The sequence below is a fragment of the Pseudomonas sp. BIGb0558 genome, from assembly GCF_024807515.1.
GTDB classification, from domain to species: Bacteria; Pseudomonadota; Gammaproteobacteria; order Pseudomonadales; family Pseudomonadaceae; genus Aquipseudomonas; species Aquipseudomonas yamanorum_A.
The window spans coordinates 133,710-147,479 of the sequence record NZ_JANUEW010000012.1; the positions used below are offsets into that span (position 1 = coordinate 133,710).

A 13,770-nucleotide genomic window follows, 5' to 3' on the forward strand; every position below is an offset into this window, starting at 1 on the left:
CATGCAGTGGCATGAGCTGGTGTCTTACTTCTTCGGCGGTGTGTTCCTCGCCAACGCGGTGCCGCATTGCGTCGCCGGCGTGATGGGCCAGGCCTTCCAGACGCCGTTTGCCAAGCCTCGCGGGCAAGGTCGGTCGTCCTCGACGCTGAATGTGTTCTGGGGATTTTTCAACCTGGCGATCGGCTACGTGCTGGTCTGCCGGGTCGGGGATTTCGCGCTCGAAAGCACCGCTGATGTGCTCGCCCTCGGGCTTGGGGCATTGGCCCTGAGTGTGTTCCTGGCGCAGCATTTCGGGCGCTTCAACGGTGGTAATCCTTCAAGGCCGGTGTGAGTTCGATGGGCATTTTCCGCTCGCTGCGCAGCGTCAACTACCGCATCTGGGCCGTCGGTGCACTGGTGTCGAATATCGGCACCTGGATGCAACGCACGGCCCAGGACTGGCTGGTGCTGACCCAACTCACGCCGCATAACGCCTCGGCCGTCGGCATCGTCATGGCGTTGCAGTTCGGGCCGCAATTGCTGTTGCTGCCCTGGACCGGCTTTGCGGCCGACCACTACGACAAGCGCAAGCTGCTGATGGTCACCCAGGGTGTGATGGGCGTGCTGGCGCTGATGCTGGGGGTGTTTACCCTCACCGGTTTTGTCCAGTTGTGGCATGTGTATCTGTTCGCGTTCTTGTCCGGCTGCGCCTCGGCGTTCGACGCGCCGGTGCGGCAGATTTTCGTGGCGGAGCTGGTGGGCGAAGCGGACCTGTCCAATGCCATCGCGCTCAATTCCACCTCATTCAACATGGCCCGCATGATTGGCCCGGCGGTGGCCGGCGTGACCATCGCGTCGGTGGGCACCGGCTGGGCCTTCCTGCTCAATGGCGCGAGCTTTTTCGCGGTGCTGGCCTCGCTGTTCCTGCTGCGGGTTTCGGGCCTGCACACCAGCCTGCGGGCATTGCGCACCAAGGGCAGCCTCACCGAGGGCTTGCGTTATGTGTGGGCACGGCCGGACCTGATGGCGATCCTGATCATGCTGTTCTTGATCGGCACCTTCGGCATGAACTTTCCGATATTCATCTCGACCATGGCCGTCACCGTGTTCCACGCCGATGCCCGTGGTTATGGGCTGCTGACGTCGACCCTGGCCATCGGCACCGTGGCCGGAGCGCTACTCGCCGCCGGTCGCGAGCGGCCGCACTTCAAGGCGCTGCTGATCGGCGCACTGGTGTTCGGGGTGGGTTGCACACTGGCGGCGATTGCTCCGAACTATTGGCTGTTCGCCGGGGCACTGGTGATCATCGGCGTGGGCGCCCTGACCTTCAGCAACACCACCAACAGCCTGATGCAACTCACCACCGAACCGTCCATGCGCGGCCGGGTGATCGCCCTGCGGGTGGGCGTGGCGCTGGGCGGCACACCGATTGGAGCACCGATTGTGGGTTGGGTGGCCGACCATCTGGGCCCACGCTGGGCACTGGCGGTCGGCGCAGCCTCAGGCCTCCTGGCGGCCGGGGTGGCGATCTACACCATGACGCGCAAACTGGATCGGCCCAAAGAGATCTGACCGTCCAGCGTAGGAGCTGTCGAGCTTAAGCGAGGCTGCGAAGAGGCCCTGTCAGACGATAGAGATGTCGCCTGCCAATCCGCCATCGCAGCCTCGCTAAAGCTCGACAGCTCCCACAGTTGATCTTCGCAGCCTTGAACAGCGTGCCCGCCTGGCTGACGAGGCTGCGGCCAAACGTACCTTTCCCGCTGATGTCTGTGCGTAGGAGCTGTCGAGCTTCAGCGAGGCTGCGAAGAGGCCCTGTCAGACGATAAAGATGTCGCCTGCCAGTCCGCCATCGCAGCCTCGCTAAAGCTCGACAGCTCCCACAGTTGATCTTCGCAGCCTTGAGCAATGTGCCCGTCTGGCTGACGAGGCTGCGGCCAAACGTACCTTTCGGCTGATGTCTGTGACTCAAGAGATCGCGCGCGCCAACAATCCTGCGTAGGAGCTGTCGAGCTTCAGCGAGGCTGCGAAGAGGCCCTGTCAGACGATAGAGATGTCGCCTGCCAGTCCGCCATCGCAGCCTCGCTAAAGCTCGACAGCTCCCACAGTTGATCTTCGCAGCCTTGAACAATGTGCCCGCCTGGCTGACGAGGCTGCGGCCAAACGTCCCTTTCCCGCTGATGTCTGTGCGTAGGAGCTGTCGAGCTTCAGCGAGGCTGCGAAGAGGCCCTGTCAGGCGATAAAGATGTCGCCTGCCAGTCCGCCATCGCAGCCTCGCTGAAGCTCGACAGCTCCCACACTGGTTCTCTCGCGTATCATCCCTATCCTCCCCGCCCTAGGAATCGTCATGCCTTCAACCAAACGCGACAGCGCCCGGATCGAACGTCGCCTGGTCACGACCCTGACCGAAGCCTGTGAAATCGCCAAGGCCGAAATCACCGGCTTCGACTGGCTGACCCACGAAGTCGATTACGCAGCCTTCGCACAAAGCCTTCGGGTGGTCTGGGTATTTGATACCCGGGCGAACAAGGAGCTGGCCCTTTCAACGGGACTGGACGGGCGTATGCGCGAGCTGACCGCCACGGCACTGGAAGACGCCGGCGTGGATCGCCCCGCTTCGGAGCGCTATGTTCGCTTCGACTCCGAAGAAGAATGCCGCCTCCAGCATGGCGGCGATTGGCGTCTGCGCGTGGCCAGACTGTATGCCGCAAAGGGGTGAAGCCTTGGCTAAAGATATCGAGAATCCATGTGTCTCAACCTGCCAGCTCAGCGGTGAGCTGTGCGTGAGTTGTGGACGCACCAAGGACGACATCCGCAAATGGAAAAAGATGAAGCGGCCAGAGAAGATGGCCGCTGTGCAGCGTGCAACATTGCGCTTGAAGACGTTGAAAAAGGCCAAGTGAGCCCCTCAGATTCAAGCCATCACGTACGCCCCACCGAGCCCGTCACCGGCAGGTTCCCCAACAGCTTGAGCCCGGTGGTCTTCACGAACGTCGCGTAGTCCATCGGCTTCTCGATGCGGGTTTCAGCGTTGGGCAATACGTAGGCCCAGGCGCGCTGGGACGATACGTCGTACACCAGCTTGAACAGGCGGGTCGGCACCCACACCTTGTTGTCGCCGATGGTGCTGTAGCCCGGGTCAAACAGCGGGCCGGTGAACACGAAGACATTGCCGTCGGCACGCTTGGCAAACTTGCGCACGTCCGCCTCGACCTTGCTCCAGATCTTGCGGTTGTTGGTGGGGTCCTGGGGCACCATGTTCGACAACGCGAAGGATTGGGCCATGGCGTTGGTGCTCGGCGCATCGGCGGCCGGGGATTGATGGCCGCGGTCCACGGCCGGGTGTTGGCCACGGTAGTCACTCAACTCGGCCCGTGCGCCCTTGGGAATGCGCGGGTCCGGGTAGAACTGGTTGGTGCGCTCCTCGCCTTTGGCGTCCTGCAACTGGCCGGCGTTCAGGCGCTCGACCACCACCAGCGGGGTCTTGCTGGTTTGCGAATACAGCACCGCAAAATTATCGGAGCACAGCGCCAGGGGTTTCATGGTGGCTGGCACGGTGGCGGTGTTGATGGGTTGCCTGGCCGGGAACAGGTCGGCGCAACTGTCGAACGACGGCTTTTTCTGTTGGCTCGAATAGAGATCCAGGGCCGCGCCCTGGCCAATGGAGCCCGAGCGGGAAGTGTGTTGCGGGTGCGGCGTGATGAGGTCCAGCAGGCCACGGGCTTGTGCCCCGGTGGAGAGCAAAACAAGGGCCGACAGCCCAACTGCAATTTTGCGAAGGTGCATGGGTTAAATCTTCAAATGGGAGGGAGGAAAAAACGTACCGCGAGGCTCTATTCCGAGCCACACGACCGCTAACAGTCGTGCGGGGGTTATTGACCGTCACCCATCACATTAGTTGCCGGGTACCGTTACTTCACCGGTATATATGAATACCCGCGCACCATGGTTTTCCCTTCGTTCGCCTCCCGCTTGCGAATCTTCTCGAACATGTTCTCCTGGGTGTACTCAACGAAGTATTCCTTACCCGGCTCAACCGACAGCATCAGGAATACGTTCCGGGCATTCGGACGTTGTCCGGCAGACACCTTGTGCACGCCCGGGCTGACCAGCACCCAGGAATAGGTCTCGCTGCTCAGCCCCACGATTGCGCTGTCGTCGATACTGAACACGCTGTCATAGAAGCTGCCCTGGATAACCTGGGTCCGCATCATGTAAACCAGCGCCTTGCCCGCAGGCGGCGCCGGAGGTTCGAAGTAAGGTTGGCTGGTGCTGGTATGACCACACCCGGTCAGCAGCATGAGCAACAGGACCGCGATACTTTTGATGAATCTGCTCACTTGGCCTGCCCCAATAGCTGGTTGATCACCGGCGCCATTTTTTCCTCGACCGTCTTGTATTTCGACAAGTCGAAGCCCCCCTCGCCCGTCAGGTTGTAGTGCGCAACGCCAATGGACTGCTCGCCTTTGTAGAGCTGCACGCTGGCATCGGACAGGTAGGCAGAAAAGTCCCAGGAACGAATGGCGGTGTAGGTCAGGCGGTATTCACAGTTGCCCGGCACCGGCGCGGCATACAGCCGGCTCTCAATGTGGTGTTTGCGCAGCAGCGTTTGCAGGCCATCGACAAAATCCCCTACCACGACCTTGGGGTTCTCTTCGATGCACAGCTGGGAGATTTTGTATTGAGGCGCGACAGGGTCAACCTTGACGTTTGTACACCCGGCCAAGGCCAGTAGAAGGCCTGCCGTAAGGGCTCTGGACAGCATGTTCAATCCCTGAATCAGAAGTGATATCAAAATAATGGCCACATGCTAGCTTGACGCCCCTTGGCGGTCAATTGACAGTGACTGATAGGTTTGAAGATAAGCCCGCAGCAGCCGAATCACCTGCTGTTCCAGGCCGGCCTCATAGGCCGGCGTCGCATTGCCCTCCAGCAGGGCTCGCACCGGGCCCACCACCGCGCTGATCGAGATGGCGGCGGTCAAGGATGGGTCTTCAAAACGGGCATCCGATGCCGTCGCCAGCATCGCCGCAACGGCGGTCACCATCCGCTGGCCGATACGCGCGACAAGCTCTGCACCGCCCCGCTCCCCCGAGATGGCATAGAGGGCTTTGGACGCCGTCGGGTCCATGAGCTTCACCGCCAGAAAAGCCGTGACAAACCCCGACGCCATTTCGGCCACCGTGGTGCCCTGATGATGATCACACGCCTGCTCGACGGTCTCGGCCACGTGCACCAGATGCTTTTCCAGCACCGCCGCGAGGAGTGCATCGCGGTTTGGATAGTACTGATACAGACTGCCCACCGACATGCCCGCCCGCTCGGCCACGCGGGTCGTGGTGCACCGCACCAGGCCCTGGGCGGTCAAAACCTGAAGGGTTGCCGTGTGCAGCGCGTCGACCGTCGCCGCCGACCGCGCCTGAACCGCTGATTTTCTTGGCTTTAGTGAGGCTTTGGGAGGGCTCATGGAATGCGAATTCTAAACCTGAAGGATCCTTCATATTATAGGCTTCCTCCCGTCAAGCAAGAGCCACAGCCATGACCCGCTCAGGAAACCGCAGCACCTTCACTCTCGGCGATCGCAGCGTCAACCGCATAGGTTATGGCGCCATGCAACTGGCCGGCCCCGGGGTATTTGGCCCGCCAAAGGACCGTGATGCGGCGCTGGCCGTACTGCGCGAGGCCGTCGCATCCGGCGTGAACCACATCGACACCAGCGATTTCTACGGACCGCATATCACCAATCAGATTATTCGCGAGGCACTGCATCCGTACAAAGACGACCTCACCCTCGTCACCAAGGTGGGCGCCCGTCGAAGCGACGATGGCGGCTGGCTCAACGCCTCGTCAAAGGCCGAGCTGACCCAGGCCGTGCATGACAACCTGCGCAACCTGGGCCTGGACGTGCTGGACGTGGTCAACGTGCGGGCCATGCACGGCGTGATGGGCACTGCCGAAGGCTCGATCGAAGAGCCCCTGAGTGTCATTGCCGAGCTGCAACAACAGGGGCTGATACGCCATATCGGCATCAGCAACGTCACGCCCACGCAGGTGGCCGAGGCGCGAAAACTCGTGCGTTTCGTGTGTGTGCAGAACCTGTACAACATCGCCCATCAACACGATAACGCGCTGATCGACGATCTGGCCCAGGACGGCATTGCCTATGTGCCGTTCTTCCCCCTGGGCGGGTTCTCACCAGTGCAGTCGGCGGTGTTGTCGAACGTTGCGCAGCGGCTTGGCGTAACACCGATGCAATTGGCGCTGGCATGGTTGCTGCGTCGTTCTCCCAATATCCTGCTGATTCCTGGAACGTCTTCGGTCACCCATTTGCGTGAAAATATCGCGGTGGGCGAACTGCAGCTTTCGGACGAGGTTGTGGCAGAGCTGAATACCATCGCGGGCTGACCCTCACGCCAGCAGCTCGGTAATCCACCGGGCTTGTTGTGCGACCTCATGCACCTTGTCCTCGGGCACTGCCTGCCGCGCCTGGGCAAAGTCCTTCAGGGTTTGCTGTTTGTGGCGCAGGATGCGCTGCCACTTGAGCAGGAACTCCGGGCTGCGGGCCTGCATTTGCAGCGGGCCGAAGTACAGTTCCTCGGCGCTGTAGATCACAGGCGCCGCGCGCTCGGCCACGATGATTTCGTAGAAGAAGCGGTTCTCCCGCAGCAGTTCCTCGCAGACGATGGAGTAACCGTTTTCCATCAGCCATTGGCGCAAGGGCTGCTCGCCGCCGTTGGGTTGCAGCACCAGGCGCTGCTGGCCGTTGAGACGCGCCTTGCCGTTGTCGAGGATGTCGCGGATGGTCTCGCCGCCCATGCCGCAGATGCTGATCGTGGTGATCCCGTCTCCCGGTTCGATGGCCGCCAGGCCACTGGCCAGGCGCACGGTGATGTGTTGCTCCAGTTCATTTTCGCGCACCGTACGCTCGGCCGCGCGGAACGGCGTCAACGCCACCTCCCCCGCCACCGCTGCGACGATCGCCCCGCGACGCATCAACGCCACCGGCAAGTAACCGTGATCGGAACCAATATCCGCCAGATGCGCACCAGCGGGCACATGCGCTGCCACGCGCTCCAGGCGCAGGGACAATGTGTGTTCGTTCAACTGCCGTTCCTTTTTGCCGCGATGGGGCTGATCGGTTCAGGATAACTGATGGGGTATGCTTGCTCACCGCACAATTGCATGGAAGAGGTGATCGATGACGTCATTCAGGGTTCGCGAGCTGAGCAGTACGGACACCGAAGCATTGCTGGCATTTGAAACACAGAACCGTGAGTGGTTCGAGTCGCATATCGATGCCCGCGCTCCGTCGTTCTACTCCCTGCAGGGTGTGGCCGAGCATATCCAGGCCTACCTGGCCGACTTCGCCCTCGGCGCCTGGCACCCGTTTGTGATCGAAGACGCCAGCGGCGAAATCGTCGGTCGCGCCAACCTGAAAAGCATCGACTCACCGAAGGGTTCTGCCGAAGTCGGTTATCGCGTGGGTGAGCGTGCGTGCGGCCAGGGCCTGGCCACCCAGGCACTCAAGCATCTGATCCAGCAGGCACAGGCACGCTGGGCGCTGACGCAATTGGTGGCGTATGTATTCCCGGAAAACGTGGGCTCCCAAAAAGTGCTGCAGCGCTGCGGATTCGTGGCTGAACAGCCTGCACCGGGCGACCAGGCGCCTGGCGAAAAGCGCTTCGTCCTGAAGATCCAGGCCTGAAGGCGCGAACCTTTACGCGGTAAACACCGTCCGAGCTAGGGCATTGATGCTTACCGCTCGCCACGAGGTTTCCGTTTGAAAGCTGCCATCATCAAAAAATACCGCCTGATCATCAAGACCATGGGCTATGTGGGCTGGGCGCTGTTCTGGCTGCTGCTCTGGGATATCGCCGTCACCGTGGACTTCATGCTGTTCCTCAACAGCAAGATCAACCTGCCGCTGATGCCACTGACCTTGCTCGGCTCCGCCCTGGTGGTGCTGATCAGTTTCCGCAACAGCAGCGCCTACAACCGCTGGTGGGAAGCGCGCACGTTGTGGGGGGCGATGGTCAACAATTCCCGCAGCTTCGCCCGCCAGGTCCTGACGTTGCTGGATGACCCGGGCCACGAGATCAACCCGATAAAAGCGACCTTGCTGCGCCGTCATGTGGCCTATGTGAACTGCCTCGCGGCGCACCTGCGGGGCCAGCCGTGCCCGGAGGAAATACGCGCATTCCTGCCGGCCGCCGAGTTCACCCGCAGCACCACCACCAATAACTTTGCCAACGACATCCTCAACGGCTCCGCGGCGCTTTTGGCCCAGGAATACAAGGCCGGGCGCCTGGACAGCATTCGCCTGGCGCGGCTGGAGTCGACCCTGGTGGACTTGTCCAACAGCCAGGGCGGCATGGAGCGTATTGCCAATACGCCGCTGCCCTACCCTTACGTGTATTTCCCACGGCTGTTCATCTCGCTGTTCTGCCTGATCGTGCCGGTGGGCCTGGTGGAATCCCTGGGCTGGTTCACCCCGCTGGCCTCCACGGTGGTGGGTTTCATGCTGCTGGCCATCGAACGTATCGGCACCGATTTGCAAAGCCCGTTTCGTGACAGCGAGCACCAGATCCAGATGGAAGCGCTCTGTGAAACCATCGAAAAAAACCTGCAGTCGATGCAGCGGGATTCCCTGGGTGGCGAGCGGATCAGTTGATCCTTGCCGGGCCGATAACAAAAAAAACCGGCCAGTGGTGAATTATTCAGTGTCCGCATGTATCTGACCCATTAAGCGCATGCCACCAAAACAGTGGCATCGAAATGGACCTGCGGTTGAGTATTCCCATGAAATCACGCAAGAAAACCGTCAATCCGATTGGATTGGATGACATCACCATTGTTGACGACGCCAAGATGCGCAAGGCGATCACCGCCGCGGCGCTGGGCAACGCCATGGAATGGTTCGACTTTGGGGTGTACGGCTTCGTCGCCTATGTGCTCGGCAAGGTGTTCTTCCCCGAGGCATCCCCCAGCGTACAGATGATCGCTGCGCTTGCGACCTTCTCGGTGCCCTTCCTGATTCGCCCGCTGGGCGGCTTGTTCTTCGGCCGGCTGGGGGACAAATACGGCCGGCAAAAGGTCTTGGCGGCGACCATCGTGATCATGTCCCTGAGCACCTTTGCCATCGGGCTGATCCCCTCATATGACTCTATCGGCATCTGGGCGCCGATCCTGTTGCTGCTGGCCAAGATGGCCCAAGGTTTCTCGGTAGGCGGCGAATACACCGGCGCCTCGATCTTCGTCGCCGAATACGCCCCGGACCGCAAGCGCGGCTTCCTCGGCAGTTGGCTGGACTTCGGCTCCATCGCCGGCTTCGTTCTCGGCGCGGGCGTGGTGGTGTTGATTTCTGCGGTGATCGGCGAAGAGGCGTTTCAGTCCTGGGGCTGGCGCCTGCCGTTCTTCCTCGCGCTGCCGTTGGGCATGATCGGGCTCTACTTGCGTCATGCGCTGGAAGAGACTCCGGCCTTCCAGCAGCATGTGGAACAACTTGAACAGGGCGATCGCGAAGGCCTGGCGGGCGGCCCGAAAGTGTCGTTCAAGGAAGTCGCCACCAAGCACTGGCGCAGCCTGATGACCTGCGTCGGCGTGGTGGTGGTGACCAACGTCACGTACTACATGCTGCTCACCTATATGCCGAGTTACCTGTCCCACAACCTGCACTACAGCGAAAACCACGGCGTGTTGATCATCATCGCGATCATGGTCGGCATGTTGTTCGTACAGCCGATGATTGGCTTTGTCAGCGACAAGATCGGGCGCAAACCCTTCATTGTCGTTGGCAGCATCGCGCTGTTCCTGCTGGCTATTCCGGCGTTCATGCTGATCAACAGCGGCAAGCTCGGGCTGATTTTCTCGGGGCTGCTGATCATTGCCGTGGTGCTCAACTTCTTTATCGGCGTGATGGCCTCCACCCTGCCGGCAATGTTCCCCACGCACATTCGCTACAGCGCGTTGGCCAGTGCCTTCAACATCTCGATCCTGGTGGCCGGCCTCACGCCGACGGCCATGGCCTGGCTGGTGGAGACCACCAACAACCTGTACATGCCGGCCTATTACCTGATGGTGTTCGCCGTGCTGGGCCTGTTCACCGGCCTCACCATGAAAGAAACCGCCAACAAGCCCCTGCGCGGCGCGGCACCGGCGGCTTCGGACCTTGAGGAAGCCAAGGAGCTGCTGCAGGAGCATGAGGACAATATCGAGCAGAAGATCGAAGACATCGACGCTCAAATCGCCGAATTGGAAGCCAAGCGCGAGAACCTGGTGCAGCAGCATCCACGTATCAACTGACGCAACATATTTGGAAACGAATAGACGGTGAACTAACGCGCAAGCGCCAGGCTCCTTCCTTAAGCGCAGTCAGCGCGGCCCTGATAAACCTCATCAGGGCCGCTCAACGATAAGGAGCCGCCCGTGACCGTCACCCCCGCCCTCACCCACCGCTGCACGCCTGGCCCGCTTCATGCGACCTTGCTTGCCGGTACCGTCCCGCTGTTTCTCGGCGCCTTGCTGAGTGACATTGCCTACTACCAGACCTTCCAGATCCAGTGGAGCAACTTCGCCGCCTGGCTGATCGCCGGCGGCCTGGTGTTCTGCGGGCTGGCGTGGCTGTTTGCGCTGGTCAACCTGTTGCGGGCCGAGCGCAAGGCCGGGCGCCCTACCCTGTACTTCCTGCTGTTGCTGGTCACCTGGGCGCTGGGATTGGTCAACGCCTTTGAACACGCAAAAGATGCCTGGGCCGTGATGCCTTCGGGCCTGGTGCTGTCCGCGATCGTGACCCTGCTGGCCTGCGTGACCACCTGGGTCGGGCTGACCAACCTGCGCTCGGGAGGTGACCAATGAAGCATTCCAGCACACTGACAATGTTGAGCATGGCGATGCTGTTGAGCGCCTGCGGTGGCGAAGCCGACAGCACCCAAGCCCGCGGTCCCGATCCCAAGCTGCCGGAGCCCCAGCGCGGCCTGTTGCCCAGCATGAAGATCGCCGAACCGGTGGCCTGGGGCGAACAGAAACCCACAGTGCCCGAGGGTTACAGCATCACCGCCATCGCCACCGACCTGCGGATTCCGCGCCAGACCCTGGTGCTGCCCAATGGCGATATCCTCGTCGCTGAAGGCCGCGGCGGCAGTGCGGCGAAACTCAAGCCCAAGGACGTGATCGCCAGCGTGATCAAGGCCGAGGGCAACACCAAGGTCAAGGGCGGCAACCGCCTGACGCTGCTGCGCGACGCCGACGGTGACGGCACCTACGAGCTGAAAACCGTGTTCGCCGACAACCTCAACGCGCCATACGGCCTGGCCTTTGCCGACGGCAAGCTGTACGTGGCCAACCAGGATGCGCTGGTGCGCTTCGACTACCAAGACGGCCAGACCAAAGCCGGCGGCCCGCCCACCACCGTCACGGACCTGCCCGCCGCGATCAACCATCACTGGACCAAATCCCTGGCGATCAGCCCCGATGGCCGCTCGCTGTATGTCGGCATCGGCTCCAACAGCAACATCACCGAGCGCGGCATGGAGGTGGAGATCGACCGGGCAATGGTCTGGCAGATCGACGCCGCCACCGGCGCCCACAAGCCTTACGCCACCGGCCTGCGCAACCCCACCGCCTTGACCATTCAACCGGGCTCCGGCCAGGTGTGGGCGGTGGTCAACGAACGGGATGAGTTGGGCCCCGACCTGGTGCCGGATTACCTGACCTCGGTGCGCGAAGGCGCGTTCTACGGCTGGCCGTACAGCTACTGGGGCCAGAACGTCGACACCCGCGCCCAACCGCAAAACCCGGCCAAGGTCGCCGCCGCGATCAAACCGGATTACAGCCTGGGTTCTCACGTCGCGGCACTGGGCGTGGACTTCTCCATCCCGGCCATGGGCGAGAAATTCGCCGACGGCGTGTTCGTGGGCGAGCACGGCAGTTGGAACCGGGACAATCCGGTGGGTTACAAGGTGATCTTCGTGCCGTTCAGCAACGGGCGGCCGTCCGGTGAACCGCTTGACTTTGCCACGGGCTTTCGGGGTGACGACGGCAAGACGCGCGGGCGGCCAGTGGGAGTGACCGTCGATCCACGGGGCGCGCTGATCATTGCAGATGACCTGGCCAACACCGTGTGGCGGGTGACGCGCAATAAATGAGGCACGAATCTGCCAACGTGGTTGCCTTCCCGTGGAGCGTGGCGGTACCTTCGCCGCACTCACGAACAGGAAGGTAACCGCAATGCCAGACACCACCGACAACGGCTTCTACGATCGCGCGGATGCGCACATCGAGCTGTCAAACGAACAGTTCAGGGCGTTCGCCGACCTGGGCAAAGTCAGCGCCTCGATGATGTTTGGCACCACCCGCTTCAATGCCTGGGTCAGTGCTCGCAGCTTTAAATCCGGCGAAGAAATGGCCCAGGCGCGTGAGGCGATGCTGAAGTATTTCTGTGATCAGTACCGGATGATGCTTGAGGACAATCTTGATGATCACATCAATAATTTCAGCAAATACATGCTCGTAAAAAGCAGTTGAGCAGGCAGGTTGCCGCTCCCCATTCAGTGGGCGGCAACCGCAGGCTTGCCGTGGGCCCGATGCCCCGGTTTGAAGCCATGATTGCGAGCGGCCCACACAATCGCAAACCCCACCGCCAGCAACACCAACATCGCCCACGGGAACGAAGCCACACCCCAGGTATCGAGCAACACCCCACCCACCACGCCGCTCCCGGCAATCGCGCTGTTCCACGCCACCACATTCAGCGACAGCGCCACATCGGCCCCGTCCCCGGCCGCATCCGCCAGCGCCGTTTGCAGCAACGTCGCCGCGCCACCAAAACTCAAGCCCCACACCGCCACACCGAGGTAGATCACCCCCGGCACCTGCGCCAGAAAACCGAACGCCAGGCACGTCGCCGCAAAGCCCGCGAGGCTGACCAATACGGTGTTGCGCAACGCCGCATCCACCAACCGGGCGGTCACCCAAATGCCCATCAGTGCCGCCACGCCAAACACCAGCAGTACCAGGTCCACCCGATCCACCAACCCCGCCGGGGCCACGAACGGTGCGATGTAGGTGTAGAGAATGTTGTGGGCGAGCATCCAGGCGATCACCACCGCGAGCACCGGCCGTACGCCCGGCGTGGTCAGCACCTTGCGCAATGGCATGCGCTGATGGGCCGACTGGCCGGGGTAGTCCGGCACCTTCACCAGCACCCACACGATCAGCACCAGGGTCAGCGCCGACATGATGCCGAAGGTGGTGCGCCAGCCCACCAGGCCGCCCATCCAGGTCCCCAGCGGCACCCCGAGTGACAGCGCAATCGGCGTTCCAACCATGGCCAGCGCCAAGGCCTTGCCCTGTTGCTGCGGCGCCACCATGCGCCGCGCATACCCGGCCAACAAACTCCACGCCAGCCCTGCCGCCATGCCGGCAAGGAACCGCGCCAGCAGCGTCAGCCCGTAGTGGGAGGACAGCGCCGTGATCGAGTTGAACAGCAGGAAACCGACGATGGTCAGCAGCAGCACATTGCGCCGCCGCCAGCCGCGGGTGGCGATGGTCAGCGGGATCACCGCCAACACCGAGCCCAGCGCATAGGCGGTCACCATCTGCCCGGCCATGGACGCTGAAATCCCCAGGCCGTCGCTGATCAACGGCAACAGGCCCGCCGGCAGGGTTTCGGTGACGATGCAGATAAAACCGGTCATGGCCAAGGCGAGCAAGGCGCCGATGGGCAAGCGGTCGGGAACGGCGTCTGCCGATAAGGTGGTTGAGGGGGTCACAGGGAAACTCCTTGAACGAGAGGAC

17 protein-coding genes are annotated in these 13,770 nt (G+C 62.0%); 11 read left to right on the forward strand and 6 right to left on the reverse strand.

Features of this window, described 5'->3' with window-relative positions; genetic code table 11:
- The first annotated feature begins 1 nt into the window (after position 1).
- The 4 genes from M2400_RS16805 (at position 2) to M2400_RS16820 (ending at position 2,879) form a co-directional block, all read left to right on the forward strand.
- Positions 2-331 (forward strand): hypothetical protein, encoded by a 330-nt coding sequence (locus M2400_RS16805; RefSeq protein WP_177121342.1) that lies wholly within the window; start codon positions 2-4, stop codon positions 329-331.
- Positions 332-336: 5 nt separating this feature from the next.
- Positions 337-1,551, forward strand: a complete 1,215-nt coding sequence (locus M2400_RS16810) for an MFS transporter (RefSeq protein ID WP_177043999.1) — start codon at positions 337-339, stop codon at positions 1,549-1,551.
- 772 nt (positions 1,552-2,323) lie between these two features.
- Positions 2,324-2,695, forward strand: coding sequence for a hypothetical protein (locus M2400_RS16815; protein WP_259197279.1), 372 nt, complete (start codon positions 2,324-2,326; stop codon positions 2,693-2,695).
- Positions 2,696-2,699: 4 nt separating this feature from the next.
- Entirely contained in the window at positions 2,700-2,879 is a 180-nt protein-coding gene (locus tag M2400_RS16820; RefSeq protein ID WP_177044001.1) for a DUF1289 domain-containing protein, read from the forward strand.
- Positions 2,880-2,898: 19 nt separating this feature from the next.
- Here M2400_RS16820 and M2400_RS16825 read toward each other — a convergent pair whose 3' ends face one another.
- The 4 genes from M2400_RS16825 to M2400_RS16840 all read right to left on the reverse strand — a co-directional run bounded on the left by M2400_RS16825 (position 2,899) and on the right by M2400_RS16840 (position 5,443).
- Positions 2,899-3,762, reverse strand: coding sequence for a DNA/RNA non-specific endonuclease (locus M2400_RS16825; RefSeq protein WP_177044002.1), 864 nt, complete (start codon positions 3,760-3,762; stop codon positions 2,899-2,901).
- Between the two features lie 125 nt (positions 3,763-3,887).
- A complete protein-coding gene (locus tag M2400_RS16830; RefSeq protein ID WP_218171048.1) occupies positions 3,888-4,277 on the reverse strand; it encodes a DUF2846 domain-containing protein in 390 nt (129 codons plus the stop codon).
- Between the two features lie 35 nt (positions 4,278-4,312).
- Positions 4,313-4,741, reverse strand: coding sequence for an Sbal_3080 family lipoprotein (locus M2400_RS16835; protein ID WP_177044003.1), 429 nt, complete (start codon positions 4,739-4,741; stop codon positions 4,313-4,315).
- Positions 4,742-4,786: 45 nt separating this feature from the next.
- On the reverse strand, positions 4,787-5,443 hold the full coding sequence (locus M2400_RS16840; RefSeq protein WP_259197278.1) for a TetR/AcrR family transcriptional regulator: 657 nt from the start codon (positions 5,441-5,443) through the stop codon (positions 4,787-4,789).
- 71 nt (positions 5,444-5,514) lie between these two features.
- Between M2400_RS16840 and M2400_RS16845 the strand changes: the two genes are divergently transcribed.
- On the forward strand, positions 5,515-6,381 hold the full coding sequence (locus tag M2400_RS16845) for an aldo/keto reductase family oxidoreductase (protein ID WP_259197277.1): 867 nt from the start codon (positions 5,515-5,517) through the stop codon (positions 6,379-6,381).
- Between the two features lie 3 nt (positions 6,382-6,384).
- Here the strand turns inward: M2400_RS16845 and M2400_RS16850 are convergent, their stop codons facing one another.
- A complete protein-coding gene (locus M2400_RS16850) occupies positions 6,385-7,080 on the reverse strand; it encodes a class I SAM-dependent methyltransferase (RefSeq protein WP_259197276.1) in 696 nt (231 codons plus the stop codon).
- Positions 7,081-7,174: 94 nt separating this feature from the next.
- Here M2400_RS16850 and M2400_RS16855 point away from each other — a divergent pair, with 94 nt between their 5' ends.
- The 6 genes from M2400_RS16855 (at position 7,175) to M2400_RS16880 (ending at position 12,498) form a co-directional block, all read left to right on the forward strand.
- A complete protein-coding gene (locus M2400_RS16855; protein WP_259197275.1) occupies positions 7,175-7,681 on the forward strand; it encodes a GNAT family N-acetyltransferase in 507 nt (168 codons plus the stop codon).
- Positions 7,682-7,756: 75 nt separating this feature from the next.
- Complete coding sequence (locus tag M2400_RS16860) at positions 7,757-8,647, forward strand: bestrophin family protein (protein WP_259197274.1); 891 nt, start codon at positions 7,757-7,759, stop codon at positions 8,645-8,647.
- 128 nt (positions 8,648-8,775) lie between these two features.
- A complete protein-coding gene (proP, locus tag M2400_RS16865; RefSeq protein ID WP_177044008.1) occupies positions 8,776-10,278 on the forward strand; it encodes a glycine betaine/L-proline transporter ProP in 1,503 nt (500 codons plus the stop codon).
- Positions 10,279-10,401: 123 nt separating this feature from the next.
- Positions 10,402-10,830 (forward strand): DUF2231 domain-containing protein, encoded by a 429-nt coding sequence (locus M2400_RS16870; RefSeq protein WP_177121348.1) that lies wholly within the window; start codon positions 10,402-10,404, stop codon positions 10,828-10,830.
- Entirely contained in the window at positions 10,827-12,119 is a 1,293-nt protein-coding gene (locus M2400_RS16875) for a sorbosone dehydrogenase family protein (protein WP_259197273.1), read from the forward strand. Before M2400_RS16870 ends, M2400_RS16875 begins: the two co-directional genes overlap by 4 nt.
- 82 nt (positions 12,120-12,201) lie before the next feature.
- Complete coding sequence (locus M2400_RS16880; protein WP_177115395.1) at positions 12,202-12,498, forward strand: DUF3144 domain-containing protein; 297 nt, start codon at positions 12,202-12,204, stop codon at positions 12,496-12,498.
- A 23-nt stretch (positions 12,499-12,521) separates the two neighbouring features.
- Here M2400_RS16880 and M2400_RS16885 read toward each other — a convergent pair whose 3' ends face one another.
- Positions 12,522-13,745, reverse strand: coding sequence for an MFS transporter (locus M2400_RS16885; RefSeq protein ID WP_177044012.1), 1,224 nt, complete (start codon positions 13,743-13,745; stop codon positions 12,522-12,524).
- Positions 13,746-13,770: the final 25 nt, after the last annotated feature.

What these genes read in the sequence shown, in the direction of transcription:
- M2400_RS16845 (WP_259197277.1), top strand. Translation starts at nt 5,515, where the DNA reads ATGACCCGCTCAGGAAACCGCAGCACCTTCACTCTCGGCGATCGCAGC.
- M2400_RS16880 (WP_177115395.1), top strand. Translation starts at nt 12,202, where the DNA reads ATGCCAGACACCACCGACAACGGCTTCTACGATCGCGCGGATGCGCAC.
- M2400_RS16835 (WP_177044003.1), bottom strand. Translation starts at nt 4,741, where the DNA reads ATGCTGTCCAGAGCCCTTACGGCAGGCCTTCTACTGGCCTTGGCCGGG.
- M2400_RS16855 (WP_259197275.1), top strand. Translation starts at nt 7,175, where the DNA reads ATGACGTCATTCAGGGTTCGCGAGCTGAGCAGTACGGACACCGAAGCA.
- proP (WP_177044008.1), top strand. Translation starts at nt 8,776, where the DNA reads ATGAAATCACGCAAGAAAACCGTCAATCCGATTGGATTGGATGACATC.
- M2400_RS16815 (WP_259197279.1), top strand. Translation starts at nt 2,324, where the DNA reads ATGCCTTCAACCAAACGCGACAGCGCCCGGATCGAACGTCGCCTGGTC.
- M2400_RS16875 (WP_259197273.1), top strand. Translation starts at nt 10,827, where the DNA reads ATGAAGCATTCCAGCACACTGACAATGTTGAGCATGGCGATGCTGTTG.
- M2400_RS16825 (WP_177044002.1), bottom strand. Translation starts at nt 3,762, where the DNA reads ATGCACCTTCGCAAAATTGCAGTTGGGCTGTCGGCCCTTGTTTTGCTC.
- M2400_RS16810 (WP_177043999.1), top strand. Translation starts at nt 337, where the DNA reads ATGGGCATTTTCCGCTCGCTGCGCAGCGTCAACTACCGCATCTGGGCC.
- M2400_RS16805 (WP_177121342.1), top strand. Translation starts at nt 2, where the DNA reads ATGCAGTGGCATGAGCTGGTGTCTTACTTCTTCGGCGGTGTGTTCCTC.
- M2400_RS16840 (WP_259197278.1), bottom strand. Translation starts at nt 5,443, where the DNA reads ATGAGCCCTCCCAAAGCCTCACTAAAGCCAAGAAAATCAGCGGTTCAG.
- M2400_RS16830 (WP_218171048.1), bottom strand. Translation starts at nt 4,277, where the DNA reads ATGCTGCTGACCGGGTGTGGTCATACCAGCACCAGCCAACCTTACTTC.